The sequence below is a fragment of the Streptomyces sp. NPDC049627 genome (genome assembly GCF_044465645.1).
In the GTDB taxonomy this organism is placed as follows: Bacteria; Actinomycetota; Actinomycetes; order Streptomycetales; family Streptomycetaceae; genus Streptomyces.
This window is the reverse complement of record NZ_JBITLW010000001.1, coordinates 343921-369853: the sequence shown is the minus strand read 5'-3', so window position 1 is coordinate 369853 and position 25933 is coordinate 343921. Positions and strand designations below refer to the sequence as shown.

At 73.6% G+C, this 25933-nt stretch carries 28 protein-coding genes; 21 read left to right on the top strand and 7 right to left on the bottom strand.

The window, feature by feature from the left end; genetic code table 11:
* Positions 1-353: 353 nt before the first annotated feature.
* Entirely contained in the window at positions 354-917 is a 564-nt protein-coding gene (locus ACIBU0_RS01730) for a hemerythrin domain-containing protein (RefSeq protein WP_398810057.1), read from the bottom strand.
* 358 nt (positions 918-1275) lie between these two features.
* Here ACIBU0_RS01730 and ACIBU0_RS01725 point away from each other — a divergent pair, with 358 nt between their 5' ends.
* From ACIBU0_RS01725 to ACIBU0_RS01670, 12 genes are all read left to right on the top strand, one after another.
* Positions 1276-2262, top strand: coding sequence for an NAD-dependent epimerase/dehydratase family protein (locus ACIBU0_RS01725; protein ID WP_398810054.1), 987 nt, complete (start codon positions 1276-1278; stop codon positions 2260-2262).
* A gap of 54 nt (positions 2263-2316) precedes the next feature.
* Positions 2317-3951, top strand: coding sequence for a carbamoyltransferase (locus ACIBU0_RS01720; RefSeq protein WP_398810052.1), 1635 nt, complete (start codon positions 2317-2319; stop codon positions 3949-3951).
* A complete protein-coding gene (locus ACIBU0_RS01715) occupies positions 3948-4952 on the top strand; it encodes a glycosyltransferase family 2 protein (protein WP_398810050.1) in 1005 nt (334 codons plus the stop codon). The genes ACIBU0_RS01720 and ACIBU0_RS01715 overlap by 4 nt, the downstream gene beginning before the upstream one ends.
* The gene (locus ACIBU0_RS01710; protein ID WP_398810047.1) at positions 4949-5524 is read left to right on the top strand and encodes a D-glycero-alpha-D-manno-heptose-1,7-bisphosphate 7-phosphatase; all 576 of its coding nucleotides are present in this window, start codon (positions 4949-4951) and stop codon (positions 5522-5524) included. Before ACIBU0_RS01715 ends, ACIBU0_RS01710 begins: the two co-directional genes overlap by 4 nt.
* Entirely contained in the window at positions 5521-6528 is a 1008-nt protein-coding gene (locus ACIBU0_RS01705) for a glycosyltransferase family 9 protein (protein WP_398810044.1), read from the top strand. Before ACIBU0_RS01710 ends, ACIBU0_RS01705 begins: the two co-directional genes overlap by 4 nt.
* On the top strand, positions 6525-7487 hold the full coding sequence (locus ACIBU0_RS01700; RefSeq protein ID WP_398810041.1) for a glycosyltransferase: 963 nt from the start codon (positions 6525-6527) through the stop codon (positions 7485-7487). The genes ACIBU0_RS01705 and ACIBU0_RS01700 overlap by 4 nt, the downstream gene beginning before the upstream one ends.
* Positions 7484-8719 (top strand): glycosyltransferase, encoded by a 1236-nt coding sequence (locus ACIBU0_RS01695; protein ID WP_398810039.1) that lies wholly within the window; start codon positions 7484-7486, stop codon positions 8717-8719. The genes ACIBU0_RS01700 and ACIBU0_RS01695 overlap by 4 nt, the downstream gene beginning before the upstream one ends.
* Positions 8716-9471: an SIS domain-containing protein gene (locus ACIBU0_RS01690; RefSeq protein ID WP_398810036.1), complete on the top strand. Its 756-nt coding sequence runs from the start codon at positions 8716-8718 to the stop codon at positions 9469-9471. The genes ACIBU0_RS01695 and ACIBU0_RS01690 overlap by 4 nt, the downstream gene beginning before the upstream one ends.
* Positions 9468-10922 carry a D-glycero-beta-D-manno-heptose 1-phosphate adenylyltransferase gene (gene rfaE2 / locus ACIBU0_RS01685; protein WP_398810033.1) on the top strand — a complete coding sequence of 485 codons (1455 nt, stop codon included), beginning with the start codon at positions 9468-9470 and terminating at the stop codon, positions 10920-10922. The genes ACIBU0_RS01690 and rfaE2 overlap by 4 nt, the downstream gene beginning before the upstream one ends.
* 83 nt (positions 10923-11005) lie before the next feature.
* Positions 11006-11956, top strand: a complete 951-nt coding sequence (locus ACIBU0_RS01680) for a glycosyltransferase family 9 protein (RefSeq protein WP_398810030.1) — start codon at positions 11006-11008, stop codon at positions 11954-11956.
* Between the two features lie 13 nt (positions 11957-11969).
* Positions 11970-12926, top strand: a complete 957-nt coding sequence (locus tag ACIBU0_RS01675) for a glycosyltransferase family 2 protein (RefSeq protein ID WP_398810027.1) — start codon at positions 11970-11972, stop codon at positions 12924-12926.
* On the top strand, positions 12923-13846 hold the full coding sequence (locus ACIBU0_RS01670; RefSeq protein WP_398810024.1) for a glycosyltransferase family 2 protein: 924 nt from the start codon (positions 12923-12925) through the stop codon (positions 13844-13846). The genes ACIBU0_RS01675 and ACIBU0_RS01670 overlap by 4 nt, the downstream gene beginning before the upstream one ends.
* A 44-nt stretch (positions 13847-13890) precedes the next feature.
* Here ACIBU0_RS01670 and ACIBU0_RS01665 read toward each other — a convergent pair whose 3' ends face one another.
* Positions 13891-14094 carry a hypothetical protein gene (locus ACIBU0_RS01665; RefSeq protein WP_398810021.1) on the bottom strand — a complete coding sequence of 68 codons (204 nt, stop codon included), beginning with the start codon at positions 14092-14094 and terminating at the stop codon, positions 13891-13893.
* Positions 14095-14432: 338 nt separating this feature from the next.
* Here ACIBU0_RS01665 and ACIBU0_RS01660 point away from each other — a divergent pair, with 338 nt between their 5' ends.
* Together ACIBU0_RS01660 and ACIBU0_RS01655 are read left to right on the top strand one after the other, a co-directional pair.
* A complete protein-coding gene (locus ACIBU0_RS01660; protein WP_398810018.1) occupies positions 14433-15668 on the top strand; it encodes a polysaccharide pyruvyl transferase family protein in 1236 nt (411 codons plus the stop codon).
* A gap of 75 nt (positions 15669-15743) precedes the next feature.
* The gene (locus tag ACIBU0_RS01655) at positions 15744-17195 is read left to right on the top strand and encodes an FAD-dependent oxidoreductase (protein WP_398810015.1); all 1452 of its coding nucleotides are present in this window, start codon (positions 15744-15746) and stop codon (positions 17193-17195) included.
* 98 nt (positions 17196-17293) lie between these two features.
* Here ACIBU0_RS01655 and ACIBU0_RS01650 read toward each other — a convergent pair whose 3' ends face one another.
* Positions 17294-18817: a right-handed parallel beta-helix repeat-containing protein gene (locus ACIBU0_RS01650; RefSeq protein ID WP_398810012.1), complete on the bottom strand. Its 1524-nt coding sequence runs from the start codon at positions 18815-18817 to the stop codon at positions 17294-17296.
* A 169-nt stretch (positions 18818-18986) separates the two neighbouring features.
* Here ACIBU0_RS01650 and ACIBU0_RS01645 point away from each other — a divergent pair, with 169 nt between their 5' ends.
* On the top strand, positions 18987-19766 hold the full coding sequence (locus ACIBU0_RS01645; RefSeq protein ID WP_398810009.1) for an SDR family NAD(P)-dependent oxidoreductase: 780 nt from the start codon (positions 18987-18989) through the stop codon (positions 19764-19766).
* 24 nt (positions 19767-19790) lie between these two features.
* Here ACIBU0_RS01645 and ACIBU0_RS01640 read toward each other — a convergent pair whose 3' ends face one another.
* Complete coding sequence (locus ACIBU0_RS01640) at positions 19791-20363, bottom strand: GNAT family N-acetyltransferase (protein WP_398810006.1); 573 nt, start codon at positions 20361-20363, stop codon at positions 19791-19793.
* Between the two features lie 70 nt (positions 20364-20433).
* Here ACIBU0_RS01640 and ACIBU0_RS01635 point away from each other — a divergent pair, with 70 nt between their 5' ends.
* Positions 20434-20868 carry a PPC domain-containing DNA-binding protein gene (locus ACIBU0_RS01635; RefSeq protein WP_398810003.1) on the top strand — a complete coding sequence of 145 codons (435 nt, stop codon included), beginning with the start codon at positions 20434-20436 and terminating at the stop codon, positions 20866-20868.
* 115 nt (positions 20869-20983) lie between these two features.
* Positions 20984-22003 carry a sigma-70 family RNA polymerase sigma factor gene (locus tag ACIBU0_RS01630; RefSeq protein ID WP_398810000.1) on the top strand — a complete coding sequence of 340 codons (1020 nt, stop codon included), beginning with the start codon at positions 20984-20986 and terminating at the stop codon, positions 22001-22003.
* A gap of 55 nt (positions 22004-22058) precedes the next feature.
* Here the strand turns inward: ACIBU0_RS01630 and ACIBU0_RS01625 are convergent, their stop codons facing one another.
* The gene (locus ACIBU0_RS01625) at positions 22059-22712 is read right to left on the bottom strand and encodes a phosphoribosyltransferase (protein WP_398809998.1); all 654 of its coding nucleotides are present in this window, start codon (positions 22710-22712) and stop codon (positions 22059-22061) included.
* 181 nt (positions 22713-22893) lie between these two features.
* On the opposite strand from ACIBU0_RS01625, the gene ACIBU0_RS01620 reads away from it, so the two are divergent.
* The 3 genes from ACIBU0_RS01620 to ACIBU0_RS01610 all read left to right on the top strand — a co-directional run bounded on the left by ACIBU0_RS01620 (position 22894) and on the right by ACIBU0_RS01610 (position 24544).
* Entirely contained in the window at positions 22894-23289 is a 396-nt protein-coding gene (locus ACIBU0_RS01620) for an SseB family protein (RefSeq protein WP_398809995.1), read from the top strand.
* Between the two features lie 119 nt (positions 23290-23408).
* The gene (locus tag ACIBU0_RS01615) at positions 23409-24299 is read left to right on the top strand and encodes an SDR family oxidoreductase (RefSeq protein ID WP_398809992.1); all 891 of its coding nucleotides are present in this window, start codon (positions 23409-23411) and stop codon (positions 24297-24299) included.
* 56 nt (positions 24300-24355) lie between these two features.
* Complete coding sequence (locus tag ACIBU0_RS01610) at positions 24356-24544, top strand: hypothetical protein (protein WP_398809990.1); 189 nt, start codon at positions 24356-24358, stop codon at positions 24542-24544.
* A 73-nt stretch (positions 24545-24617) separates the two neighbouring features.
* On the opposite strand, the gene ACIBU0_RS01605 is transcribed toward ACIBU0_RS01610, so the two are convergent.
* On the bottom strand, positions 24618-24818 hold the full coding sequence (locus ACIBU0_RS01605; protein ID WP_398809988.1) for a hypothetical protein: 201 nt from the start codon (positions 24816-24818) through the stop codon (positions 24618-24620).
* Positions 24819-24932: 114 nt separating this feature from the next.
* Between ACIBU0_RS01605 and ACIBU0_RS01600 the strand changes: the two genes are divergently transcribed.
* Positions 24933-25385, top strand: coding sequence for a YbhB/YbcL family Raf kinase inhibitor-like protein (locus ACIBU0_RS01600; protein ID WP_398809985.1), 453 nt, complete (start codon positions 24933-24935; stop codon positions 25383-25385).
* Positions 25386-25419: 34 nt separating this feature from the next.
* Here the strand turns inward: ACIBU0_RS01600 and ACIBU0_RS01595 are convergent, their stop codons facing one another.
* Positions 25420-25827 (bottom strand): hypothetical protein, encoded by a 408-nt coding sequence (locus ACIBU0_RS01595; protein WP_398809982.1) that lies wholly within the window; start codon positions 25825-25827, stop codon positions 25420-25422.
* Positions 25828-25933: the final 106 nt, after the last annotated feature.

The window sequence follows — 25933 nt, the reverse complement described above, 5'->3', positions numbered from 1 at the left end:
CGACCGCCAGGGCGAACGGGACGCGTCCTTGGACGGGACTGAGGCGGTTTTCGGCGCAGGCGGGGGCAGGGCAGAGGTGGTGGAAGACACAGTGCGGTACTCGACAACCAGGAGGAGTCAGAGGAGGGACCGGGGAACCTGACATCACCGGCTGCGTTGCGCGGCGGTTCCACCGAGTCGGTCACGGCGCGGACCATCGTGACAGACGGGACCCCCGAGCCGACGCCGCGTGCTCCTCTCGCGCCGCCGTCTCGGGGGCCAACTGCCCGGGAAACTCCCGTATTTGGTTGATCGAGTGTGGTTGCTCACAGCCCTCGGGCGGCCGGACCGCACGACCGTCCGCCCGGGTGCGGTCAGCTCTCCTTTCCGCGTCCCGTCAGCGCGTCGCGCACCCGGTCGACGAGGCCCGCTCCCGGGGCCAGCAGCTTGTTGGCCGGCGGCTTGTCCGGGGCCGACGGGTGCGGGCGGGTCGGGGCCATCTTCTTCGCCTGACGCACCTTGTCGCCCAGCTCGTCGAGCGTCTCCGCGGAACACGCCGCGCGCAGCTTGGGGAAGAGGTTCTGCTCCTCGTCGGCGATGTGCGAGCGGACGTCGCTCATCAGCATTCCGATGAGCCGGTCGAACTCGGGGTCACCGGCTTCGCACCCTTCCAGGTCCTTCATGATCTGCTCGGCCGTGGAGTGGTCCTCGATCTCCTTGTCGGCCATGGCGTCCCCGCCCGCCACGTGCTCCCGCACGGCCGGGTACAGGTACTCCTCCTCGGCCACCGAGTGCCGGACCAGTTCCATCGTGGCCTGCTCGGCGTAGACCTTGCGGACCCTGTCCCCGGACGCGAGCCCCTCGATCCGGCCGAAGATCTGCTCGACCTCGCGGTGATCGGTCATCAGCTCGTCGATGACGTTCCCACCATGACCCATGTCCTTCACCTCCAGCCTGGAGCGGCGGTCCGGACGGAGCCGCCGCGGCTCCGAGTGCCCGCGGTCGGCGGACTCACACGGGGAGTCGCGAGTGTCTGCGAACCGACGCATAGTGGGAATCAACGTGTGAAAACAACTGGCCCGGGAACCCCGTGGCAGTGCGTCGCCGGGACTCGGCGACCCGCCGAAGCGGCTCCGCTGCTCAGCGCAATCCGCGACATGTTCTTTCACTCTCGCCCATAGCTCGGGAAAGCCCGCCGAGGCTTTCCGCGGCTCTCCGAATCCCCCTTGTGTCGCGCCGGACGGCGTGTGCCGGGCCAACCGCCCGGCGCCTTCGGGTGCGGACGAAGGAACTTCCATGAGCGCAAATACGACATGTACATGGCAACGAGCGCTGGTGACGGGCGGCGCCGGCTTCCTCGGCAGTCACCTGTGCGAACGGCTGCTGAATTCAGGCGTCGAAGTCGACTGCGCCGACAACCTGTCCTCCGGGTCGCCCGAGAACGTCGCGCACCTCGAAGGCCGCCGCGGCTTCCGGTTCGTCGAGTGCGACGTCTCGGCCCCCGACGCCCTCCAGCACCTGCCCGGGCCGTACGACCTGGTCCTGCACTTCGCGTGCCCCGCGTCACCCGCCGACTACCTGCGGTTGCCGCTGGAGACACTCGACGTCGGCAGTCTGGGCACGCGCCACATGCTGGCCGTCGCAGAGCGTGACGGAGCCCGCTTCCTGCTCGCGTCGACGTCCGAGGTGTACGGCGATCCGCTGCAGCATCCGCAGCGCGAGGACTATTGGGGCAACGTCAACCCGGTCGGTCCGCGCAGCGTGTACGACGAGTCCAAACGGTTCGCCGAGGCACTGGTCACCGCGCATGTGCGGGAGAGGGACGCCAACGCGGGCATCGTCCGCCTGTTCAACACGTACGGGCCGCGCATGCGCGCGCACGACGGGCGTGCCGTCCCGACCTTCGTCAGTCAGGCACTGGCCGGTGAACCGCTGACGGTGGCGGGGGACGGCCGGCAGACCCGGTCCCTGTGCTACGTGGACGACACCGTCGACGGTGTCCTGCTGGTCGCGGCGAGTCACTCGGTCCGTCCCGTCAACATCGGCGGCACCGACGAGGTCACGGTCGGCGAGATCGCCCACCGCGTGGTCGAACTGACCGGCTCCTCCTCCCGGATCGTCTACGTCGACCGCCCCACCGACGACCCGCAGCGCCGCCGCCCCGACACCGGCCTCGCGCGCGAACTGCTGGGCTGGACGCCCCACGTGCCCTGGGAGGAGGGCATCAAGCAGACCATCGCCTACTTCGCCACGGCGCAGTCCGCGGGCGAGCCGGCCCCGTAGGCGGACAGCTACGTCCCGTACGCCCCCTTCCCGTACGCCGCACGGAGGCAACGCATGCGAGTCCTGGGAATCAACGCCCTCTTCCACGACCCGGCCGCCGCTCTCGCCATGGACGGCAGGATCGTGGCAGCGGCGGAGGAGGAGCGCTTCAGCCGGCGCAAGCACGGCAAGCGGCCCGTCCCCTTCTCCGCCTGGGAACTGCCCGAACAGTCCGCCCGATGGTGCCTGGAGCGGGCCGGCCTCACCCCGTCCGACCTGGACGCGGTCGCCTACTCGTACGACCCGCAACTCGCCCGCCCCGCAGAACAGTTGGGCCTGTACGACCCCTGGGACCACCTGCGTCAGGAATACGCCCGCCGCGCCCCCGAGTTCCTCGCCGAGGCCCTGCCCGGACTCGACCCGGACAAGGTCCGCTTCGTCGCCCACCACGTCGCCCACGCCGCCTCCGCCGGACAGGCCGCCCCGTACCCCGACAGCGCCGTCCTGGTGCTGGACGGACGCGGCGAGTGCGGCTCCCACCTCGCCGGCCGCTACGCGAACCGCGAACTCACCGTGCTGGGCTCGCAGTCGCTGCCCGACTCGATGGGCCTGTTCTACGAGGACCTCACCCAGCACCTCGGGTTCCTGCGCAGCAGCGACGAGTTCAAGGTGATGGCACTGGCGTCCTACGGCAAGCCCCGCTTCCTCGACCGACTGCGCCCGTACGTCCACCTGGACGGCCACGGCGGATTCCGGGCCCGCCCCGTCCCCTGGGGGACGCTGGTCCAGCCGCGCCTGCCGGGCGGCGCCTGGACGCAGGACCACGCCGACATCGCCGCCAGCGCGCAGGCGTGCCTGGAGGAGGTCCTGCTCGGACTCGCCCGGTGGCTGCACGACCGTACCGGTGAGGACGTGCTCACGCTCGCGGGCGGCGTGGCCCTCAACTGCGTGGCCAACACCCGGCTCTACCGGGAGACCCCCTTCCGCCGTGTCTGGGTGCAGCCCGCCGCCGGAGACGCGGGCACCGCCCTGGGCGCCGCGCTCCATGTCGCGCACCAGAAGGAAGCCGTGGAGGCCATGCCGACCGCCGCCCTCGGCCGCGGCTGGAGCGACGACGACCTGCGCGCCTGGCTGGAACGCGCGGCCGTGCCCTACGAGGAACCCGACGACATCGCCGAGACCGTCGCCGCCGAACTCGCCGGGGACGGCATCGTGGCCTGGTTCCAGGGCCGCAGCGAGTACGGGCCCCGCGCACTCGGCCATCGCTCGCTGCTCGCCCACCCCGGCCGCGCGGCCAACCTGGAACGCCTCAACGCCGTGAAGGGCCGCGAGGAGTTCCGCCCCGTCGCGCCCATGGTCCTGGCCAAGCGGGCCCCGGAGTTGTTCGACGGGCCGCTGCCCAGCCCCTACATGCTGTTCGTGCACGAGGTCGCCGAGGAGTGGCGGGATCGCATCCCGGCCGTCGTCCACGTGGACGGCACGGCCCGCATCCAGACCGTCGACCGGCAGGACGAGCCCCTCGTCGCGCGCATGATCGACGGATTCGAGCGCCTCACCGGACTGCCCGTCGTGGTCAACACCAGCCTCAACACCGCCGGACGGCCCATGGTCGACGATCCGAGGGACGCGCTGGAGTGCTTCGGCTCCGCGCCCGTGGACCTGCTGGCCCTGGGACCGTTCGCGATCCGGCGGAAGAAGGTGTTCGCATGACGGACGCGCCCGCCTACTCCGTCGTCGTCCCGACGATCGGGCGCCCCTGCCTCGCCGACTGCCTGCGCGCGCTCGCCGCGGCCACCGGCCACCCGCCCGACGAGGTCGTCGTGGTCGACGACCGCCCCGACCTCACCGGCCCCCTGCCCCTGGACGCGGCCGACGGGCTGCGGGTGAGGACCCTGCGCACGGCAGGACGCGGCCCGGCGGCCGCCCGCAACGCCGGCTGGCGCACGGTCCGTACGCCCTGGACCGTCTTCCTCGACGACGACGTCCAGGTCCTGCCCGACTGGTCCCGCCTCCTCGCGGAGGACCTCGCCGCGGCCGGGGCCTCCACGGGCGGCATCCAGGGACGCCTGCGCGTGCCGCTGCCCGAGGACCGCAGGCCCACCGACTGGGAGCGCGGCACGGCCGGACTGGAGCACGCCGCCTGGGCCACGGCGGACATGGCCTACCGGACCGCGGCGCTGGTGGACGTCCAGGGCTTCGACGAGCGGTTCGGCCGGGCCTTCCGGGAAGACGCCGACCTGGCCCTGCGCGTGCACGAGGCCGGATGGTTGCTGCACCGGGGCGGGCGCACGACACGCCACCCGGTGCGGCCGGCCGACCGCTGGGTGTCGGTGCGGGCCCAGCGCGGCAACGCGGACGACGCCCTGATGACCCGGCTGCACGGCCCCGACTGGTGGGCGCGCGCCCAGGCGCCGCGCGGACGGCTGCCCCGGCACGTACTCGTGACGTCCATGGCGCTCACGGCACCCGCCCTGGCGCTGACCGGCCGGCGCCGCGCGGCCGGCCTGGCCGGAGCCCTGTGGGCGCTGGGCACGGCCGAGTTCGCCCTGGCCCGCATCAGGCCCGGGCCGCGCACCCCCCAGGAGATCACCACCATGGTCGCCACCAGCGTGGTCATCCCGCCGCTGGCGATCCGGCACTGGCTCGACGGCCTGATCCGCCACCGCCGGGTCACGCGCCTCACGAGCACGCCGCTCAGGAGCACACCATGAACCCGCGGACGAGGGACCGCACTCGGGTCGCCGCCGTCCTCTTCGACCGCGACGGCACCCTCGTCGAGGACGTCCCCTACAACGGGGACCCCGGCCGCGTACGCCCGCTGCCCGGCGCCCGGCAGGCACTGGACCTGCTGCGCGCCGCGGGCATCCCGACCGGTGTGGTCAGCAACCAGTCCGGCATCGGCCGCGGACTGCTCACGGACACCGACGTCCGCCTTGTCAACGACCGCGCGAACACCCTGCTCGGCGGCCTCGACACCTGGGTCTACTGCCCCCACCCGCCCGAGGCCGGCTGCGCCTGCCGCAAACCCCGCCCGGGCCTGGTCATCGAGGCCGCACGACGCCTGGGCGTGCCCCCCGCGCACTGCGTGGTCATCGGCGACATCGCGGCCGACGTCCAGGCCGCACGCGCCGCGGGCGCACGGGGCGTGCTGGTGCCCAACGCGGCGACCCTGCCGGGCGAGGTCGACACCGCACCCAGCACCGCCCCCGACCTGCTCACGGCGGTGCGGCGGCTCCTCGCCGAGACGGAGACGGACACCTGGGCGCGAGGTGATCGCCCGTGAAATCACTGGTCGTCCGTCTCGACAGCTTCGGCGACGTACTGCTCGCCGGACCCGCGGTCCGCGCCGTCGCCGCGCACTCCACCCACGTCACCCTGCTGTGCGGCCCGCGCGGCGAGCCTGCCGCCCAACTCCTGCCGGGTGTCGACGAGGTGATGGTGTGGGAGTCCCCCTGGGAGGGCTTCGACCCGCCCACCGTCCAGGAGGCCGATGTCGACGGTCTCGTACGGCGCCTGCGGGACGCGGCGTTCGACACCGCGCTCGTGCTCACCTCCTTCCACCAGAGCCCCCTGCCCACCGCCCTGTTGCTGCGTCTGGCCGGCGTCCCCCGCATCGGCGCCGACAGCGTCGACCATCCCGGGCGCCTCCTCGACGTACGGCACCGGCGGCTCCCCGGCCGTCACGAGGCCGAGGCCGCCCTGGACACCGCCGCGGCCATGGGCTTCCTGCCCCACCCCGGCGACGACGGCAGGCTGCGCGTGCTGCCGCCGCCCGACACCATCGCGCTGACCGGCAACGGCCCGTACGTCGTGCTGCACCCCGGCGCCACCGCGCCCGCCCGCGCCTGGAGCCCCGAACGCTGCGCCGAGGCCGTCGAGTTGCTCGCCGACGCCGGTCACCGGGTCGTCGTCACCGGAGGCCCCGACGAAGCGGGCCTCACCCGGAAGGTCAGCGGCGACACCGCCGTGGACCTCGGCGGCAGGACCTCCCCGCGCACGCTCGCCGGAGTCCTGCGCACCGCCGACGCCGTGGTCTGCGGCAACACCGGCCCCGCCCACCTGGCCGCGGCCGTCGGCACGCCGGTCGTGTCCCTGTTCTCCCCGGTGGTCCCGGCGGAGCGCTGGGCGCCGTACGGAGTGCCGAGCGTGCTCCTCGGCGACCAGAACGCACCGTGCGCGGACACCAGGGCGCTGCACTGTCCCGTGCCCGGCCATCCGTGCCTCGACGAGGTCACGGCCCACGACGTGGTGGCCGCGGTGCAGAAACTCATGGGGGAGACCGCATGAACATCCTTGTCTGGCATGTGCACGGCTCTTGGCTGACGTCGTTCGTCCAGGGCGCCTACACCTTCCTCGTCCCCGTGACCCCCGACCGGGGCCCCGACGGCCTGGGCCGCGCCAGAACATGGCAATGGCCGCCGACCGTACGGGAGTTGAGCTCCGACCGGCTGCGCGAGGCCGACATCGACCTGATGGTCCTGCAGCGGCCGCACGAACTCGAACTGGCCCGTCGGTGGACCGGCCGCCGCCCCGGCATCGACGTACCCGCCGTGTACGTCGAGCACAACAGCCCGCACGAGACACCCGTCGACACCCGGCACCCCTTGGCCGACCGGTCCGACATCCCCCTCGTGCACGTCACCCACTTCAACCGCCTGATGTGGGACAACGGCCGGGCACCCACCACGGTGATCGAGCACGGCATCATCGACCCCGGCCACCTGTGGACCGGCGAGGAGCCGCGCGCCGCGGTCGTCGTCAACGAGCCCGTACGGCGCGGCCGTACGACGGGAACCGACCTGCTGCCGGAGTTCGCCGCAGCGGTGCCGCTGGACGTCTTCGGCATGCGCAGCGAAGGCCTGGGCGGCCACCTCGGGCTGCCCCCCGACCGCTGCCGCAGCCGTGACCTGCCGCAGAGCCGCCTGCACCCGGCGATGGCCCGCTGTCGCATGTACCTCCACCCCATCCGGTGGACGTCCCTCGGGCTGTCCCTGCTGGAGGCGATGTTCCTCGGGATGCCCGTCGTGGCCCTCGACACCACCGAGGTCCGCGAGGCCGTCCCGGACGGGGCCGGGGTCGTCTCGAACCGGCTCGACGTACTCAAGGACGCCCTGCGCGGATTCCTCGCCGATCCCACGGACGCCCGGCTGACAGGGGAGGCCGCCAGGGCCGCGGCACAGGCCCGCTATGGAGAGCGGCGCTTCCGGGACGACTGGGAGCGCCTGATCAAGGAGGTCACCCGATGAGCACCAGCCACCCCTCGGCCGGCCGTGTCGCCATGGTCTCCGAGCACGCCAGTCCGCTGGCCGCGCTCGGCGGGCCGGACGCGGGCGGGCAGAACGTGTACGTGGCGCAACTCGCCGGGCGACTGGTCCGCCGGGGACACGAGGTCATCGTGTACACGCGGCGTGACGACCCCCGGTTGCCCGAGCGGGTCACCACCCCCGACGGGTTCCAGGTCGTCCATGTGCCCGCCGGACCGGCGGCTCCGATACCGAAGGACGAACTCCCGCCGTACATGCCGGAGTTCGGGGACTTCTTGGCACGTCAGTGGGCGACGGAGCCGCCCGACGTGGTGCACGCCCACTTCTGGATGTCCGGATGGGCGGCCCTGGCCGGGGCGCGCGGCCTCGGCATCCCCGTCGTGCAGACCTACCACGCGCTCGGCACCGTCAAGAGGCGCTACCAGGGCGCCGCCGACACCAGCCCGCCCGACCGCATCGCGATCGAGACCGCCGTCGGCCGCGAGTGCAGCCGCATCATCGCCACCTGCAAGGACGAGGTGGCCGAACTGGAGGCCATGGGACTGTCCCGGCAGCACATCTCCGTCGTCCCCTGCGGCGTGGATCCCGTGCGGTTCGCCCCGGTCGCGGCCCCGCCCCGGCCGGCGTCCGCGCCCCGGCGGCTGCTCTCGGTCGGCCGGCTCGTCCCGCGCAAGGGCTTCGACCGCGCGATCCGCGCGCTGGCCGACGTCCCCGACGCCGAACTCCTCATCGCCGGCGGGCCGGAAGCCGCCCTGCTCCTCGCCGAACCCGAGGCCGAGCGGCTGCGCGCCATCGCCGAGGAATGCGGCGTCGCCGACCGGGTGACCCTGCTCGGCGGGGTGGGCCGGGAGGAGATGCCGGGGCTGCTGTCCAGCGCCGACCTCGTGCTCTCCCTGCCCCGCTACGAGCCGTTCGGCATCGTCCCGGTCGAGGCCATGGCCTGCTGCGCACCCGTCCTCGCCACCGCCGTCGGCGGACAGCTCGACACCGTCGTCGACGGCATCACCGGCGTCCTCGTCCCACCCGACGACGACCACGACATCAGCGGAACCGTCCGCCGCCTCCTGGCCGACCCCGACCTGCTCGCCCGCTACGGCGCCGCCGGGCGCCGCCGGGTCCTCGCCCGCTACACCTGGGACCGGGTGGCCGACGGCGTGACCCGCGCCTACAGCGCCGTGTCCTCGGTCCCCTCACTCTCGGGAGCCGTCCGATGAAACTCGCCACCGACGTCACGCACTGCGACGACCTGATGAAGGCACTCGAAGGATTCCGCGGCTACGCCGCCCCCGTGGTCCGGCGCTGGGGCACCTTGCTCGCCTCCCGGCTCGGCGCGGGGTCCCGGCTCCTCGTCGCGGGCAACGGCGGCAGCGCCGCCCAGGCCCAACACCTGACGGCCGAGCTGGTCGGCCGCTACCGGGACGACCGCCCGCCGTTCTCCGCCCTCGCCCTGCACGCCGACACGTCGTCCACGACCGCGATCGCCAACGACTACGGCGTCCAGGAGATCTTCGCCCGGCAGGTCGCGGCGCACGGCCGCGCCGGGGACGTCCTGATGCTGCTGTCCACCAGCGGCGCCAGCGGCAATCTGCTCGTCGCGGCGAGCGAGGCCCGCCGCCTCGGCATGACGGTGTGGGCGCTGACCGGCCCGGCGCCGAACCCGCTGGCGGGGACGGCCGACGAGGCCCTGTGTGTCGAGGCGGCGACCGCCGCGACCGTGCAGGAGCTGCACCTGGTGGCCGTCCACATGCTCTGCGAGGCCTTCGACCAGGCGGTCGAACGACGGGAGGCGGCCCAGCGGCGGCGGCTGGCCGGCGCACGGGGCGAGACGGCGGAGGACCGGTACTGGGCCGTCGGAACCGGTGCGGCCCCCGAGGAGCGGCACCGGGCCGACGGACGGCAAAAGACCGCCGAGAGCCGACGGCCCGCCGAGCGCTGGGCGTTGCTCCTGGAGGAGGACGGCACATGAGCGCCCCGGCCGCGCTGCTGGTCGTCGGGGACGCCCTCCTCGACCACGACGTCGCCGGCCGGGTCGAACGCCTCGCCCCCGACGCGCCCGTACCGGTCGTCAGCGGACCCCGGCGCACCACCCGACCGGGCGGTGCGGCGCTGGCCGCCTGCCTAGCCGCGGCCGACGGCCGGCCGGTCACCCTGGTCACCGCACTCGGCGACGACTCGGACAGCGCGTCCCTGCGCGAGCTCCTGGCCGACCGGGTCCACCTGGTCGAACTCCCGCTCACGGGGGCGCTGTCCAGCAAGACCCGCGTCCTCGCGGACGGCAGGCCCCTGCTGCGCCTGGACGACGGCGAGGGAAGGGCCCGGGAAGCGACCGAGCAGGCATGCCGGGCGATCGCCGAGGCCCACGCCGTCCTCGTCGCCGACTACGGCCGGGGCACCGCCGACGTGCTGCGCGAGGCACTGGCGGATGCCGCGGCGCGGGTACCGGTCGCCTGGGATCCGCATCCGCGGGGACGTCCGCCCGTGCCGGGGGTGCGGCTGGCGACGCCGTCGGCCGCCGAGGCGCACGCCTTCGCGGGCCGGGGCGCCGACGCGGGGGAGGACCGGCACGGCAGCGAGCTGCACGCGGCGGCACAGGACGCCGCCCGGCTCGTCCGCGCCTGGCACGCGGCCTCCGTCGCCGTGACCCTCGGCGGGCGCGGGGCGCTGCTGTCGCACGGCGAAACGCCGCTGCTCGTGCCGTCGCCGGTCACGGCCGAGGGCGACGCCTGCGGCGCCGGGGACCGGTTCGCGGCGACCGCCGCCGGGCTCCTGGCCGACGGGGAGCTCGTCGAGACGGCGGTACGGGGAGCCGTGCACGCCGCCACCCGGTACGTCGCCGAGGGCGGCGTCCGTTCCGTCGCCGTGGACACGCCGCCGACCGAGCCCGCGGCCGCGCCGACCGACGCCGAGCCGACGGACGACGCGCTGCGCACGGCGGCCCGGGTGCGGGCGGCGGGCGGGACCGTCGTCGCCGCGGGCGGCTGCTTCGACCTGCTGCACGCCGGCCATGTCGCCCTGCTCCAGGCCGCCCGGCGCACCGGGGACTGCCTGGTGGTGTGCGTCAACTCCGACGCGTCCGTACGCCGCCGCAAGGGAGACGGCCGGCCGCTCGTCCCCGAGGCGGACCGCATCCGCGTCCTGCGCGCACTGGAGTGCGTCGACGCGGTCGCCGTGTTCGACGAGGACACCCCCGAACGCCTCCTCGCCGAACTGCGCCCGCACATCTGGGCCAAGGGCGGCGACTACGCCCTGACCCGCCTGCCGGAGGCGTCCCTCGTGGAGAGCTGGGGCGGCCAGGTCGTCCTGCTTCCCTACCTCGACGGCCGCTCCACCACGGGCATCGCCGAACGGGCGGCGCTGGCCCCGCGAACGGCGGGCGAGGCAGCGAAGGTCGCGGGAAGCGGGCGGAGGTCACGGTGATCGATCCGCCGGAGCGGCATCGCGCAGGGAGCGCAGCCGAACCGGGCGCCGAACAGCCTGGGGCGCCATCGCAGGAGCGGCGCGTGCTGGTGTTGCGGGCGCTGGGGCTGGGAGATCTGCTCGCCGGCGTACCCGCCCTGCGGGGCATCCGCCGCGCCTTCCCCCAGGATCACGTCGTGCTGGCGGTGCCGCCGGCCCTGGCCGAGGCCGCCTCGGCCACCGGAGCGGTCGACGGCATCCTGCCGGCCGAGGCTCCGGGACGGGGCGTGCCGTCGCTGGACCACTGGGCCGGGCCGCCCCCGGACATCGCCATCGACCTGCACGGCAACGGGCCCGAGAGCCGCGACGCCCTGGCCGCCCTGCGCCCCCGCCGACTGCTGGCCCACGCCGCCGAACCCGGGGACGCCCCCGTGCGCCCTCCCGTGTGGCGGCCGGACGAGCACGAGCGTGAACGCTGGTGCCGCTTCCTCGGGGCGTACGGCATCGCCGCGGACCCCGACGACGTACGGCTGCCCCCGCCCGCCACGCCGTCCCCGGCGCCCGGCGCCGTCGTCGTCCATCCCGGCGCCGAGTCCGCCGCCCGGCGCTGGCCGGCCGAGCGGTACGCCGCCGTCGTACGGCGACTGCGCACGCTCGGCCGACGGGTCGTCCTCACCGGCGGCCCCGCCGAGGACCCGCTCGTCCTGGACGTCGCCGCCCGCGCCGGCCTGCCGACGAGTGGCCTGCTGCGCGGCGGGCTGCCCTTCGGCGAGCTGTCGGCGCTCCTGGCCCACGCCGCGCTCGTGGTCAGCGGCGACACGGGCCTTGCGCATCTCGCGGTGGCCCACGGCACACCCTCCGTGACGCTCTTCGGACCGGTGTCGCCCCGACTGTGGGGCCCGCCACGCGCGGAATGCCACATCGCTCTGTGGAAACCCGGCCCGCCGGGCGATCCGCACGGTGACGTCCCCGACCCGCTGCTGCTGCGGATCGGCACCGACGAGGTCGTCACCGCCGCCCTGAGCCTGCTGCGGCCCGTTCCGACAACCGCGTAGCCCCGCAAGGGAGATGACGTTCGTGGCCTACCAGTCCGCCCCCCACGCGCCGCCCGGCCGAGCGGACGACCCCGACGGGCGGGTCACCGTCGCGGTGATCACCCGCGACCGCCCCACGAGCGTGCTGCGCACGCTGGACGCCCTGGCCGCCCTGCCCGAGCAGCCCCCGGTGATCGTGGTGGACAACGGTTCCGACGACGCGACCAGCGGCGCGGTGCGCCGGCACGCCGCGGCGGCCCGACTCCTCAGGCCCCGCGAGAACACCGGAGCCCTCGGCCGCAACCTCGCCGTACGACACACGCGGACGCCCTACGTCGCCTTCAGCGACGACGACTCCTGGTGGACGCCCGGCGCGCTGCGCCACGCGGCCGACCTGCTCGACACGCACCCCCGTCTCGGCCTGGTGGCCGCCCGCACCCTGGTCGGCGCCGACGGGGCCGAGGACCCGCTCAACGCCGTCCTCGCGGCCTCACCCCTGCCGGACCGGCCCGACCTGCCGGGCCGTCCGGTGCTCGGCTTCCTGGCCTGCGCCTGCGTGGTGCGCCGGGACGCCTTCCTCGCGGCAGGCGGCTATCACCCGCTCCTCTTCTTCGGCGGGGAGGAGACCCTGCTCGCCTACGACATGGCGGCCGCCGGCTGGGGCGTGACCTACGTACCGTCGCTGACGGCATGTCACCTCCCGGAGCCGGGCGGCCGCGACGGCCGCAGCCATCTGGTGCGCCGCAACGAAGTGCTGACCCTGTGGCTGCGCCGTCCGCTCCCGGTGGCCCTGCGGGCCAGCGCGCGGCTGGCGACCTCGGCCCTCACCGGCGAGCCGGGCGCCCGCCGGGCGTTGCGGGAGGTCCTCGTACGCTGGCCCGCCGCCGTCACCCGGCGCAGGCCGCTGCCGCCGCACATCGAGCAGGCGGCCCGGTTGCTGGACGGGAACGGCGCGTTCGCGGCGGCGGCTGGCGGGAACGGGCCGACATGAGCGCACGGAACGCGGCGCCCGGCGGGCCGGACGGGCGTACGACCGTGGTGGTGATCACCCACAACCGGCGTGCGGAGCTGCTGCACACCCTCGGCCGCCTCCGGGAGCTGCCCGAGCGACCGCAGGTCGTCGTCACCGACAACGGCTCCACCGACGGAACCGCCGAAGCGGTCCTGCGCGACTTCCCGGAGGTCGTGCTGCTGCGGCCCGGCCACAACCTGGGCGCGGTCGGCCGCAACCTGGCGTTGCGCCGGGTCCGCACGCCCTACGTCGCCTTCTGCGACGACGACACCTGGTGGGCCCCGGGCAGCCTGCGGCGGGCGGCGGACCTGCTCGACGAGCGGCCGCGCCTCGCGGCGGTCACCGCACGCATCCTCGTGGAGCCGTCCGGCACGGAGGATCCGGTCGTGCCGGAGCTCAGGGGGTCCCCGCTGACGGGACCCGACTGGCTGCCGGGGCCGGCCCTCGGGTCCTTCCTCGCGGCCGCCACCGTGATGCGCACCGAGGCCTTCCGGGCCGCGGGCGGCTTCCACCCGGGCCTGTGGCTCGGCGGCGAGGAGGAACTGATGGCCACCGATCTGCAGCGGCAGGGCTGGTGGCTCAGCTACGTAGAGGACCTGACGATTCATCACCGGGCTTCCGCGCTGAGGGACAGCACGGCACGCCGGATCCTCGGCCTGCGCAACACGCTCTGGTTCACCTGGCTGCGCCGCCCGCTCCTGCCCGCCCTGCGGCGGACGGCCCACCTGATGGCCACCGTCCCCCACGACCTGGCCTCGGCCCGCGCCTTCGGCCGCGCGGCGGCCGGTCTGCCCTGGGTACTGCGACAGCGCGACCCGGTGCCACCGGAGATCGAGGACCGGGTCATGGCACTGCAGCGCGCCCGGCGTTCGTCGTCGGCGCGCAAATACGTCGGATGAGTGGCCGTCGGGTAAGTGGTCGTCGGGTGAGCGGTGCGGCGGCGTCAGGAACCGGTGCCGGGGACTTCGGTGCCGGCCGCTTCGGCGTCCGGGCCGTCGGTGTCCTCGGTCGTCGCGGCGTCGTCGTCGCGCTCGCCCTCGGCCTGGGAGGGCGTCGTGTACTCCGTAGCCGGATGGTGGGCCCAGGGGGTTTCGTCTTCGTCCCGCTCGCCCTCGGCCTGCGACGGGGTGTGGTGGCTCACGCTCATCGTGGTCCTCCTGCGCACAGGAGACGGTCGGCCCTCCTCCGGGCGGGGGAGGGGCCCGGCACCGTCGAGCGCGGAACCGGGTACCCCCTCGCCGACGGGTGACACGGTGACCTCCGCCGGTGTCGCCCTCGCCCGGCGGGTTACCCGTCGCTGCAGCGCGGCCCGGCGACGGAAAGGACGAGTCGTGCAAGAGCACCCATACTGTCCCTAAAGGCCCGGGCGTCCGGGCCCGACGCCACGACGGCGTGTTGTCAGCCCCACCAGACCCCGGCTCGCAGTCTCTCGGCGAGCAGCCGTTCTCGTGTGTCCCGCCCGCCTCCTTCGAACGGGAGTCCCGGATGACGATCAACCAGTACCCGTCGCCCGTCTCGCCGGATCTTCGGATCGGCCTGCTCGGCTCGTACGGCGGGTGCAACATGGGCGACGAAGCGATTTTGATGTGTGTTCTGCGCTGCCTGCGCGCCCACCGGCCGCAGGCGCGACTCGTCGTCTTCAGCCGGAACGCCGAGCACACCCGCAGCCATCAGCCGGAGGCCGACGAGGTCATCGACTGGGAGAACGTCCCGCAGAAACCCGTCCTCGACGCACTCGGCGGACTGGACCTGCTGGTGCTGGGCGGCGGCGGAATCCTCTACGACGGCGAGGCGCGGCGCTATCTGCGGCTGGTGAAGGCGGCTCACGAACGAGGCGTGCGCACGTTCGCCTACGCGGTCGGCGCGGGCCCGCTGCGCGACGCGGACGACCGCGAGGCCGTGCGCACCGTGCTCCCGGAGATGACCGATGTCGTGGTACGCGACGAGGAGTCCCGCCTCGTCCTGGAGGAGGTCGGCGTCGAGTGCGACCTCACCGTCACCGCCGACCCGGCGCTGCTGCTCGCGCCGGAACCCTTCACCGAGCAGATGATGCGGCAGGAGGGCCTCCCCCTCGGCGCCCGGCTGGTCGGGATGTCCGTGCGCGAGCCCGGCCGCGCGGCGGAGAAACTCGACGAGGACGACTACCACGCGCTGCTCGCCGACGTCGCGGACTTCCTCGCCCGGCGCCTGGACGCCCACGTGGTGTTCGTGCCGATGGAACGCCAGGACGTCCGGCACGCCCACGGCGTCCTGTCCCGGATGAGCGCCCCCGACCTGGGCCGCATCCTGCACAACTCCTACAGCCCCGGCCAGGTCCTCGGCTTCATGAGCCACCTGGACATGGTGGTCGGCATGCGCCTGCACGTCGTGATCTTCGCCGCGCTGTCCGGCCTGCCCGTGCTGCCGCTGCCGTACTCCGGGAAGGTCTTCGACTTCGCCCGCCGTACGGGGGCGCCCGCCCTGGTCGGCGTGGCGCGGGAGCAGGCCGGACTCCTGCTCGCCGAGGTGGACCGGCTCTGGGACGAGTTCCCGCACCGGCAGGCCGACCTCAACACCCGGGTCCAGGGACTGCGGGCCCTGGCCCGGGAGACCTGCGCGCGCTGCGGAGCCCTGCTGGACTCCATCGACGGCGGCGCACACGAGGCCCGGCGGGCCGAGAGCGCCGACCTGATTCTCACGCCGGGCTCCGGGACGGCCGACCTGAGGGGCCACGGGGCGTGACGCCCGGACGCCGCGCGCCGTGGGACCGGGAGGGAGCGCGCCGTCCGCAACCGAACCCAGTCGACGGGAGAAGCGATGCCGATCCTGGAACCACCCCGCCCCGCCACGACCGTCACCCTGCCGCCGCGTGCGGCCCGCCACGGGGGCCGCACGGACGTCCTGGTCGTCGGCGGCGGGCCGGCCGGCACCGCCGCGGCCTATGCGGCGGCCGACGCCGGGGCGGACGTCGTGCTCGTGGAGCGCTACGGCTTCCTCGGCGGCAATGCCACCGCCGCGCTGGTGATGCCGCTGATGTCGTTCCACAACGAGCAGAAGCAGGCCGTCTTCAACGAGAGCGGGCACAACAGCCGGCTGCTGCCGACCGACCACGGCGAGGGCGAACCGGTGGTGGCCGGGTTCCTGTGGCTCCTGCTGGACCGGCTCACCGCACGCGGCGGCTGCATCCCGCCGTCCCCCGACACCGGCTACACCGTGCCGTTCGACCCGGAGATCTACAAACTCGTCCTCCTCGACCTGATGGACCAGGCGGGCGTGCGCATGCTGTTCCATTCCTTCGCCTCCGCCGCGCTGCCCCTCGACGACGGCTGGCGGGTGGTCTTCGAGACCAAGTCCGGGCCGGTGGTGATCGACGCCGGAGTCGTCGTGGACGGTACGGGGGACGGGGACATCGCCGCGGCCGCCGGGGCCCCGTACGAGATCGGGCGGCCGGAGGACGGACTGGTACAGCCGATGACCCTCATGTTCCGGGTCGTCGACTTCCTGGAGCCGGTCTTCTCCGAGTACGTCAGCGAGCATCCCGACCAGTGGCGGGGCGTGCACGGGCTGTGGGACCTCGTCCAGGAGGCCACCGAGGCGGGTGAGCTGCGCCTGCCCCGCGAGGACATCCTGTTCTTCGGCACCCCGCACCCCCGCGAGGTCAGCATCAACAGCACCCGCGTCACCCGCGCGCTCGGCACCGACGTGTGGGACCTCAGCCGCGCCGAGTACGCCGCGCGCCGCCAGATGGAACAGATCGACCGCTTCCTGCGGCGCAAGGTGCCCGGATTCAAGAAGTCGTACGTGGCCCAGAGCGGCGTCCAGATCGGGGTACGGGAGACCCGCCGCATCCTCGGCGACTACCACCTCACCGGCCACGACATCCTCGCGGCGCGCTCCTTCCCGGACGCGGTCGCCCACGGTGCCTACCCCGTCGACATCCACAACCCCAGGGGCAGCGGCACCGTCCTCAAACGCGTCCCGCGCGGCCACTTCTACGACATCCCCCTGCGCTGTCTGCTGCCCCGGGACACCGACCGCCTGCTCGTCGCCGGCCGCTGCATCTCCGGCTCCCACGTGGCGCACTCCTCCTACCGCGTCATGCCCATCTCCATGGCCACCGGCCAGGCGGCCGGAGTCTGCGCCGCACTGGCCGTCCGCCTCGGCCGCAGTCCCCGCGAGGTGCCCTACCACCTGGTCCAACGGGCACTACGCCGCCAGGGCGCCCACCTGCGCTTGGAACCCCGGGAACCCGTACCGCAGCGCCGCTGACTTGCGAAGGCGCGGTACGGCAACGCCCTCAAGGGGCGCGGGGAACTGCGCGACAAGCCACGATGGCGCCGCAGACGCACGACGACAAAGCGTGGCACCTACGTATCGCGGCACTCAGTCCACTGTCCGCCGTCCGTGATCAAGAAGCCCTGCGTCTGCGTCGCGGGCCGCTGATCGTCCCAGACCCGGTTGCCACTCACCTGCACCCCCGTGACCGCTGCGGCGACGGCGATCCCGGCACGCGGACCGGAAGAGCCGGGCAGCCGGTACGCGGCGCCAGACTCCGGCGTGCCGTCGGGCCAGGCCGTGCCCGCGCCCGGGCGCATGGGGGCCAGGGCCAGCCGGGTCGACGTGTTGAACGTGACGACCGCGCTCTGCCCGCCGACCGTCAGCCGCTTGCCGCGGTGCCCGTCCGGGGGCCAGTCGGCGTTCTCGTCGGTCAGGGAGAGGCTGGTGAAGTGCACGCCCGCGCCGCCGCCGCTCGCCGCGGGCGCGGCACGCCGGCCGTTGTTGCGGACGCGGTTGCCCATGATCGCGGGGTCGCGCAGGTCCGCGTCGATGCGGATGCCGTCGAGCGCGTTGTCCCGGATGTCGTTGGACTCCAGCACGAGGTCCGCGACCGGTTCCTGGTCGCCGCCGGCGAGGTTGTGCTCCCAGTAGCCGTAGCGGCCGTTGTGGCTGATGCGGTTGCCGCGGAAGGCGTAAGGCCCCGGTGTGTTGCCGAACCCGATGCCGTCGCGGACGTTGCCGTCGATCACACAGCCGGTGACGATGCCGCCGCGTCCGCCGACACCCGCGGTGCCCTGGGAGGACACATCGAACCCGGCCTCGTGGTTGGAGACCATCGTCGAGGAGGTGACGATCAGACCGTCGGCGCCCCAGTCGGAGATGCCGAACCGGTTGTCCTCGGCGTGGCAGGCGGTGATGCGGATGCCCCGCGGCGGCGGCCACTCCTCCTGCTGCAACTCCACGAAGATCCCGTTGGTGCCGTTGCCGAGCGCGGTGCAGGCCGTCAGGGTCAGCCGCTCGACCATGCCCCAGCCGCCGATCCCGATACCGAGCCCCGCGCCGCCCATCCTGTCGCCTGGGTCCTGCCGGCCGCAGCGGGCGGCAAGCACGCCCTCCACGACCGTGTCCTGCAGGAAGTCGCAGCCGAAGCCGGTGGCCGCGGTGTCGTGGATGTACAGGTCGCTGAAGCGGCCGCGCAGCACGTACTGCAGACCGAGCCCCTTGGCGAGAGGGTCGTACTCCTCCGTCACCACACCCGCGCCGTCGATCTCGAAGTGCGCGAAGGTGACGTCCTCGATGTGGTGGTCCGGGCCCGCTCCGTGCAGCTGGGAGGTGAACCAGGCCAGTGGGACCGGTGTCGTCGGGGCCTCTGGATTGCACAGCACGAAGCAGGTGGCGCCCCGCCCGGCACCGATGAGCGACACCCCGCTGCGCCATACGACGGCCTGGTCGCGGATCACATAACGGCCGGGCGGGACCTGGATGACACGAGGCCGGCCGTCCGCCTCGCACGCCGCCCCCAGCGCGTCCACCAGCTTCGCGAGCGCCGGCTGGTCATTGGTCGTACCGTCGCCGACCAGACCGTGCGCCTGGGCGTCAACGGTCAACGGCATGGACATCGTGCCGTTCCTCTCCAAGGAGCGCCGGGGCGAAGGGGGCGCTCCGTGATCGCCGAGTACCGGGCATGCGCACGACTATGCATGCAGGCACACCGGCACGGCGGGGACGCGATGACGACGCCCCGCGCGCCGCCCCTGTGCGCCGTCGCCCTAGGGTGCGGACATGACCTCGCAGGCATACCTCTCCGAACTGTTCTCCCTGGACGGCCGGGTCGCCCTGGTGACCGGTGGCAGTTCCGGCATCGGCCGGGCCATCGCCGAGGCCCTCGCCCGCGCGGGAGCGCGTGTGGCGATCGTGGCGCGCAAGGAGGCGGAGCTGGCCGCGACGGTCGGCGAGCTGGAGGCGCACGGCTGCCGGGCGGCCTGGGTGAGCGCCGACCTGGGCACGCGCGACGGCGTGCGGCGCGCCGCGGACGAGGCGGCCGAGCCGTTCGGGGAGCCCGACATCCTCGTCAACTCCGCCGGGATCAACCTGCGGCCCCCGATGGGCGAGCTGGGCGAGGATGTCTGGGACACGACGATGGCCGTGAACCTCGAGGCGCCCCATCTGCTGGGGCAGCGGTTCGGGCCCGGCATGGCCGAGCGGGGCTTCGGACGGATCATCCACATCACCTCCCAGCAGGCGCACCGGGCGTTCGTCCAGAGCGGCGCCTACGGTGTGTCCAAGGGGGCACTGGAGGCGCTGGCCCGTTCCCAGGCGGAGGCCTGGTCGCCGTACGGCGTCACCTGCAACACGCTCGTGCCGGGGTTCGTCATGACGCCCCTGAACGCCCGCCTGTCGTCCGACCCGGAGAAGGTGGCGGCGCTCGCCGCACGCACCATGGTCGGGCGAAACGGCCTGGCCGAGGACTTCGCCGGCGCGGCGGTGTTTCTCGCGAGCCGCGCCTCCGCCTATGTCACCGGGCAGGCGGTCTTCGTCGACGGCGGGTTCTCCGTGCACTGAGCCAACCGGTCGTTCGGCGATCCGTCAGCGCAGGTCGAGGCGCATCAGGATCCGGGGGTGCCCGGCCAGGACGGACGTCGTGTCGGCCGCGTGGACGAAGCCGGCCCGTTCGAAGTTCTTCCGCAGTCCGGCGTACGCCATCGTCAGGTCGACCCTGGCGTCCCCGTTGTCGAGCGGGTACGCCTCGATCACCGGCGCACCCCGGTCGCGGGCGAAGTCGACCGCCCCGGCGATGAGGGCGTGGGAGATCCCCTGTTTCCGGTGGCCGGGGCGGACGCGGATGCACCACAGCGACCAGACCGGCAGGTCGTCGACGTGCGGGATCTTGCGGTTGCGGGCGAACGACGTGGCCGCGCGAGGCGCCACCGCGGCCCAGCCGACCGGCTCGTCGCCGTCGTAGGCGAGCACCCGCGGCGGCGGATCGGCACGGCACAGCTCGGCGACATACGCGCCGCGGGCGGGCCCGCGCAGCTCGTTGTTGAGCCTGGACGGGATGCGGTGGCTCAGGCACCAACAGACGGTCGCGGTGGGCGACTTGGGGCCGATCACCGAACTGACGTGGTCGAACACCGTAGCTGGGCGAACGTCGATGGCCATGGCACCACGATGTCACGCGGGCGGGAGCGCCGCGCGGTTGTTCCAGCGGGCGCCCGGGTACCCGGCGCGCATGAAGTGGCAACAGGTGCAGGCCTCCCCGGCGTCGGTGTACGTCCTGGTCCTGGCTCCGGGCGAGGAGGCCCTCGCGGAGATCACCCGGTTCGCCCGGGAGCAGGCTCTCGGGGCGTCCCAGGTGACCGCCGTGGGCGCCTTCGCGCGGGCCGTGGTGGGGTGGTTCGACCGCGAGGCCAAGGACTACCGGCGCATCGGGGTCGACGAACAGTGCGAAGTCCTGTCCCTGCTGGGGGACATCGCCGTCGGCGAGGACGGACCGACCGCCCATCTGCATGCCGTCCTCGGCCTGTCGGACGGCACGACGCGCGGCGGTCATCTGCTGCAGGGGCAGGTGTGGCCGACCCTCGAGGTGATCGTGCGGGACAGCCCGGCGGCCCTGGCGAAGATCCACCGCCCCGACGTCGGCCTCGCGCTGATCGACCCGGAGTGACGAGCGGGCCGATCCCGCTGCCGGGCAAGGCGTGTTCGGGGTTCGCCGCGCACCCTCCGGGTACTCGTGAAGCTCTGTACGACGGGGGACACGCACGGGACGGAGGGCCCTGACGATGCCTCCCCTGACACGGACTCCCGCAGTGGATCCCCGGGTGAGCCGGCGTGCCTCCACCCGCACCGCACGCTCACGCGGCCGGGTACCCGAGCCCGACGAGGAGCCGGACCTACTCGGCCAGTACCTGGCGCAGATCGCGTCGACCCCGCTCCTCACCGCGGAGGACGAGGTACGGCTGGCCCGGCGCATCGAGGCCGGCGTGCGGGCCGCCGAGGAACTCGGGCAGGCCGATGTGGGCGAGCCCGCCCTGGAGCCGGAGCGACGCCACGCACTGGAGGCCCTCGCCCGGGACGGCCGGGCCGCCAAGGACCACATGATCCGGGCCAACCTCCGGCTGGTGGTGGCGATGGCCAAGCGGCACGCCCATCGCGGTGTGCCGCTGCTCGACGTCATCCAGGAGGGAAACCTCGGACTGATCCGGGCGGTGGAGAAGTTCGACCACACCAAGGGCTTCAAGTTCTCCACCTACGCCACCTGGTGGATCCGCCAGGCGATCGAGCGGGGCCTGGCCCAGCACGCCCGGGCCGTCCGGCTGCCCATGCACATCGTCGAGGAGCTGCGCAAGCTCGGCAAGATCGAGCGGCGTCTCCAGCACGACCTCGGACGCGAGCCCACCGTCGAGGAGGTCGCCGAGGGCAGCGGCTTCACCGAGGAGCGGGTCGGCTGGCTGCGCCGGGTCGGCCGGCAGGCGGTCAGCCTGGACACACCGGTCGACGAGACCGGGGAGACCGTGGTCGGCGACCTCATCCCCGACACCGAGGTGCTCCAGGCCGCGGACATCGCCGAGTACCAGGCGCTCGCGGCGGACCTGAGGAAGGCCATCGGCACGCTCGCGCCCCGCGAAGCCATGATCCTCAGCCTCCGCTACGGCCTGCACGACGGGCAGCAGCGCACGCTCGAACAGGTCGCCCGGCAGGTGGGCCTCACGCGCGAGCGCGTCCGCCAGCTGGAGAAGCAGTCACTGGCGAGGCTGCGGGCGCCGGAGACGGGGCAGCGGCTGATGGCGTGGGCGAGTTGAGCCATCCGCGTGACGCCGGGCGAGCTTGAGCCGTCCGCGTCACGCCGGGGCAGCGTCACGCCGGGGCGTGGAACGCATGCAGCGTGTTCGCGGCCTGCGTGTCGGAGACCGGGCCGAAGTCCTCGTACCACTCACCGACGACATGGAGGTGCGGCGGCTGCTCGAGGCAGACGACGTCGTCGCACTCGGCGCGGATCGACGCGAGCGTCCGCGGGCTGCCGACGGGTACCGCCAGGATCAGCCGGGCCGGACCATGGCGGCGCAGGAAGCGCAGTGCAGCGGTGGCGGTCAGGCCGGTGGCCAGGCCGTCGTCGACGAGGACGACCGTGCGGCCGTTGACGGCCGGCAGCGGGCGGCGGCCGCGATAGACGTACTCGCTGCGGTGCAGCTCGTTGCGTTCGCGGACGATGACATCGCCGAGCCGGTCCTCGGACAGATGCATCATGGCCAGGCTCCGGCGGTCGTACAGCGGCGGATCGTCGGCGACGATCGCGCCGATCGCGGTCTCGGGCCGGACCGGGGTGCTCACCTCTCGGGTGACCAGCACGTCCAACGGGGCGTGCAGCGCACCCGCCACCTGCGCGGCGACGGGCACACCGCCGGGCGGCAGGGCCAGCACGAGCACATGGAGCAGGTCGCCGGAGTCGGCCCACTCGACCAGCCGCAGGGCGAGTTCCTGGCCCGCGTGGGTGCGGTCGCGGAATGACACGGCACTTCTCCCTCCACGTCGGCGCAGCCGCCGAGTGCCCGGCGTGACCCGCGCGAAACGAGGACCTCCCCCGTCAGCGCATGAGGGGCTCGCGCACATGAGGGGCCGCGGATCGGGTACCCGAACCGTCCGGCGCACACCGGACGGAGCGGGGGGACACGACACGGCGACGGGACGAACCATGACCGACCACCACTCCGAGAGCGGTGCCCTGGCGGCCCAGCAGGCCTTGCGGACGGTCGTCGAGAAGGGCGCGGACCAGGCGGCGCTGAGCACGCTGGCCCACAGCGAGGTGCTGCTTCCCGCAGCGACGGACGCGGAGGGGCCGGCTCCCAAGGCGCTGACGCTTCCCGTGTTCGAGCAGGAGGACGGCACCGAACTGGTGCCGGTCTTCACCACGCAGGAACGCATGGAACATGCCCTGCCCCGGATCCGGCGGCACCGCAGTGTGCTGCTCGGCGTGCTCGCCCACGGCTGGCCCGGCGACCTGTCCCTGGTCATCGACGCCGGCACCCCCGAGCAGCTGGCTCTGACCGCCCAGGGCGTCAGGGCGCTGCTGGACCGGGAGGACACCTGACCCTGTGGCGGGGCGGCGCCCGGTGAGGCGTGGGTGACTGCTGCGGTTGGCTTTTCGGTCCGCGCCGGGCGGGAACCCGGTCACGGTCCGTGCCTGCTCAAGCGGTTCAGGAGGCCGTCGTGACCGACCCGCAGCACACCCAGCAGAACCCGGCCACCCAGCACCCGCGCCCCGAGTTTCCCGCGCAGGACCAGCCCCACCCCGGATGGACGGGTCCGATGGACCCGCCGCCCGACCACGGTGAGGAGAGCTACCGCGGCGCCGGGCGGCTGGAGGGCCGCAAGACCGTCATCACCGGAGGCGACTCCGGCATCGGGCGGGCGGTGGCCCTCGCCTTCGCGCGGGAGGGAGCCGACGTGCTGTTCACCCACCTCGATGAGGAGGCGGACGAGGCACGCGAGACGGCCCGGCTCGTCGAGGACGCCGGCCGCAAGGCGGTCGCCGTGTCCTGCGACATCCGCGACGAGGACAACTGCCGAGCGCTGATCGAGCGCGCGGTCGCGGAGTTCGGGCGCATCGACGTCCTGGTGAACAACGCCGCCTACCAGATGTCCCAGCCGGACGGCATCGAGGCGATCAGCACCGAGCAGTTCGACCGGGTCATGCGCACCAACCTCTACGGCATGTTCTGGCTGACGAAGTTCGCCCTGCCGCACATCCCCGAGGGCGGCAGCGTCATCAACTCCACGTCCGTGCAGGCCTACAAGCCCAGTCCGCATCTGCTGGACTACGCGACGACGAAGGGCGCGATCGTGACCTTCACGCAGGGGCTGGCCCAGATGCTTGTCGACCGCGGCATCCGCGTCAACGCGGTCGCGCCCGGGCCGGTGTGGACGCCGCTCATCCCGGCGACGCTGCCGGACACGGTCGAGTTCGGCAAGCAGAGCCCGCTGGGCCGCCCGGCACAGCCCGCCGAGCTGGCCCCGGCCTACGTCTACCTCGCCTCCCAGGAGGCCAGCTTCGTCACGGCGGAAATCCTCAACGCGACCGGAGGCACGCCGCTGCCGTGACGGCTGCCACCGAGCACCGCCGGAAGTCTCAAGGTTCCTCAGGAAGGGGAACTCCCATGGCTCACACGAACGTTCAAGAGGTGCTGCGCGCGGCGCGGCAGGCCGGAGCCTCGGACCCGGACTCCGACCTCGATCTCAGCCCCGCCCAGCGGGCCGAGCAGGCGCGCCAGGGCGGCAAGCCGGGCCAGTCGCAGCATCTGCGCACCGTCGGAAAGCCTCCGGTGGAGGAGGAACTGGACCGGTGAACGACTGCAGACGAACCGCCGAAGGCGCGGGCCGGAGCGAAGGGCTTCCGGCCCGCGTCTTCGCCGTCCCGTCTCAGTCGAGGTTCTCGGGGCGTTCGCCCTTCGGGCCGCGGCCGCGTTCCGTGCGCGGGCCCCGGCTGCGCCAGGCCTCTTCCTCCTGCAAGGTCTCGTTGGCCTCTTCGCCCGCGTGCTGATCGGGCGTTCCGGCCCGCTCCGCGTCCTTGCGCAGCCGTGCGCGCCGCGTGTCGTACTTCTTGCTGCCGGGTTCGGGCACGACGATCACCTCCTTCGCCCGCGGGTGCCCCTCGCCCTCCTCGTGCAAACGCCGCCCCGCTCAACCCGCCCGTCACCGCGTGTGGACCGTGCCGGTGTGGGTACTGCGGCGCGCATGACCGGCATCGAACTCAAGAGCTCCGCGTTCAACGACCACGCGATGATCCCGCGCCGTTACGCCAAGGAGGGGGACAACGTCTCCCCGCCCCTGACCTGGTCCGGAGTCCCCGACGAGGCTTCGGAGCTGGCCCTGCTGTGCGAGGACCCGGACGCCCCGTCGGGGACCTTCGTCCACTGGCTGGTCACCGGGATCGACCCGCACACGGACGGGCTGCCGACGGGCGCGACGACCCCGGGCAGCCACCCGCACCGCAACGGCTACGGACAGTCGGGGTGGGGCGGTCCGCAGCCCCCGGCGGGCGACAACGCACACCGGTACTTCTTCCGCCTCTACGCCCTCCCGGGCCACGTCTCCATCCCGGAGGCGGCCACGGCCGACGAAGCCCACCGGGTACTGGACCGGCAACAGCTGGCGACCGGGACACTCGTCGGGCTCTACCAGCGCTGACGGCGCTCCTGCCACCGGACGGCGTGCAGCGCGATCACCGGACGGCGTGCAGCGCGTCGAGCAGCCCCTCCGCGCCGTCCCTGGGCGATCCCGCAAGGAACTCCCGCTGACGGCTCCGGGCCGCCGTACGGCCGTCGGTGAGACACCAGGTCCACCAGCGGTCCAGCTCTCCCACGTCCAGCACAAGGCCGTGCAGTGGGTCGGTGACGACACAGTCCAGCCGGGACAGCACGGACCGCAGCTGGTCGGCCGTCGTGCTCAGCCGCCAGTCACGCGAGTCGAGCCGCGTCTCCAGGTCGATCGTCGCGCAGCCGAGGCCGCCGAGCCACCGCGTCAGGGTGTCGGCGACCTCCTCGTGCCGACGCCGCCCGCCGTACTCCTGCTGGCCGTGCGTCAGGATCACCCCGACGACCTGGGCGGCGGCGACGGGAGGCGCGCTCATGGACAGGTCCGGGGGACCGCACTCAGGGCCAGCACGTCACCCGCCGTGACCTCCCCGTCGCGGAAGCTGAACCAGCCGGTGAGCAGGATCTTCGTCATCCGGTCAC

What these genes read in the sequence shown, in the direction of transcription:
- ACIBU0_RS01730 (WP_398810057.1), bottom strand. Translation starts at nt 917, where the DNA reads ATGGGTCATGGTGGGAACGTCATCGACGAGCTGATGACCGATCACCGC.
- ACIBU0_RS01725 (WP_398810054.1), top strand. Translation starts at nt 1,276, where the DNA reads ATGAGCGCAAATACGACATGTACATGGCAACGAGCGCTGGTGACGGGC.
- ACIBU0_RS01720 (WP_398810052.1), top strand. Translation starts at nt 2,317, where the DNA reads ATGCGAGTCCTGGGAATCAACGCCCTCTTCCACGACCCGGCCGCCGCT.
- ACIBU0_RS01715 (WP_398810050.1), top strand. Translation starts at nt 3,948, where the DNA reads ATGACGGACGCGCCCGCCTACTCCGTCGTCGTCCCGACGATCGGGCGC.
- ACIBU0_RS01710 (WP_398810047.1), top strand. Translation starts at nt 4,949, where the DNA reads ATGAACCCGCGGACGAGGGACCGCACTCGGGTCGCCGCCGTCCTCTTC.
- ACIBU0_RS01700 (WP_398810041.1), top strand. Translation starts at nt 6,525, where the DNA reads ATGAACATCCTTGTCTGGCATGTGCACGGCTCTTGGCTGACGTCGTTC.
- ACIBU0_RS01695 (WP_398810039.1), top strand. Translation starts at nt 7,484, where the DNA reads ATGAGCACCAGCCACCCCTCGGCCGGCCGTGTCGCCATGGTCTCCGAG.
- ACIBU0_RS01690 (WP_398810036.1), top strand. Translation starts at nt 8,716, where the DNA reads ATGAAACTCGCCACCGACGTCACGCACTGCGACGACCTGATGAAGGCA.
- rfaE2 (WP_398810033.1), top strand. Translation starts at nt 9,468, where the DNA reads ATGAGCGCCCCGGCCGCGCTGCTGGTCGTCGGGGACGCCCTCCTCGAC.
- ACIBU0_RS01675 (WP_398810027.1), top strand. Translation starts at nt 11,970, where the DNA reads ATGACGTTCGTGGCCTACCAGTCCGCCCCCCACGCGCCGCCCGGCCGA.
- ACIBU0_RS01670 (WP_398810024.1), top strand. Translation starts at nt 12,923, where the DNA reads ATGAGCGCACGGAACGCGGCGCCCGGCGGGCCGGACGGGCGTACGACC.
- ACIBU0_RS01665 (WP_398810021.1), bottom strand. Translation starts at nt 14,094, where the DNA reads ATGAGCGTGAGCCACCACACCCCGTCGCAGGCCGAGGGCGAGCGGGAC.
- ACIBU0_RS01660 (WP_398810018.1), top strand. Translation starts at nt 14,433, where the DNA reads ATGACGATCAACCAGTACCCGTCGCCCGTCTCGCCGGATCTTCGGATC.
- ACIBU0_RS01655 (WP_398810015.1), top strand. Translation starts at nt 15,744, where the DNA reads ATGCCGATCCTGGAACCACCCCGCCCCGCCACGACCGTCACCCTGCCG.
- ACIBU0_RS01650 (WP_398810012.1), bottom strand. Translation starts at nt 18,817, where the DNA reads ATGCCGTTGACCGTTGACGCCCAGGCGCACGGTCTGGTCGGCGACGGT.
- ACIBU0_RS01645 (WP_398810009.1), top strand. Translation starts at nt 18,987, where the DNA reads ATGACCTCGCAGGCATACCTCTCCGAACTGTTCTCCCTGGACGGCCGG.
- ACIBU0_RS01640 (WP_398810006.1), bottom strand. Translation starts at nt 20,363, where the DNA reads ATGGCCATCGACGTTCGCCCAGCTACGGTGTTCGACCACGTCAGTTCG.
- ACIBU0_RS01635 (WP_398810003.1), top strand. Translation starts at nt 20,434, where the DNA reads ATGAAGTGGCAACAGGTGCAGGCCTCCCCGGCGTCGGTGTACGTCCTG.
- ACIBU0_RS01630 (WP_398810000.1), top strand. Translation starts at nt 20,984, where the DNA reads ATGCCTCCCCTGACACGGACTCCCGCAGTGGATCCCCGGGTGAGCCGG.
- ACIBU0_RS01620 (WP_398809995.1), top strand. Translation starts at nt 22,894, where the DNA reads ATGACCGACCACCACTCCGAGAGCGGTGCCCTGGCGGCCCAGCAGGCC.
- ACIBU0_RS01610 (WP_398809990.1), top strand. Translation starts at nt 24,356, where the DNA reads ATGGCTCACACGAACGTTCAAGAGGTGCTGCGCGCGGCGCGGCAGGCC.
- ACIBU0_RS01600 (WP_398809985.1), top strand. Translation starts at nt 24,933, where the DNA reads ATGACCGGCATCGAACTCAAGAGCTCCGCGTTCAACGACCACGCGATG.
- ACIBU0_RS01595 (WP_398809982.1), bottom strand. Translation starts at nt 25,827, where the DNA reads ATGAGCGCGCCTCCCGTCGCCGCCGCCCAGGTCGTCGGGGTGATCCTG.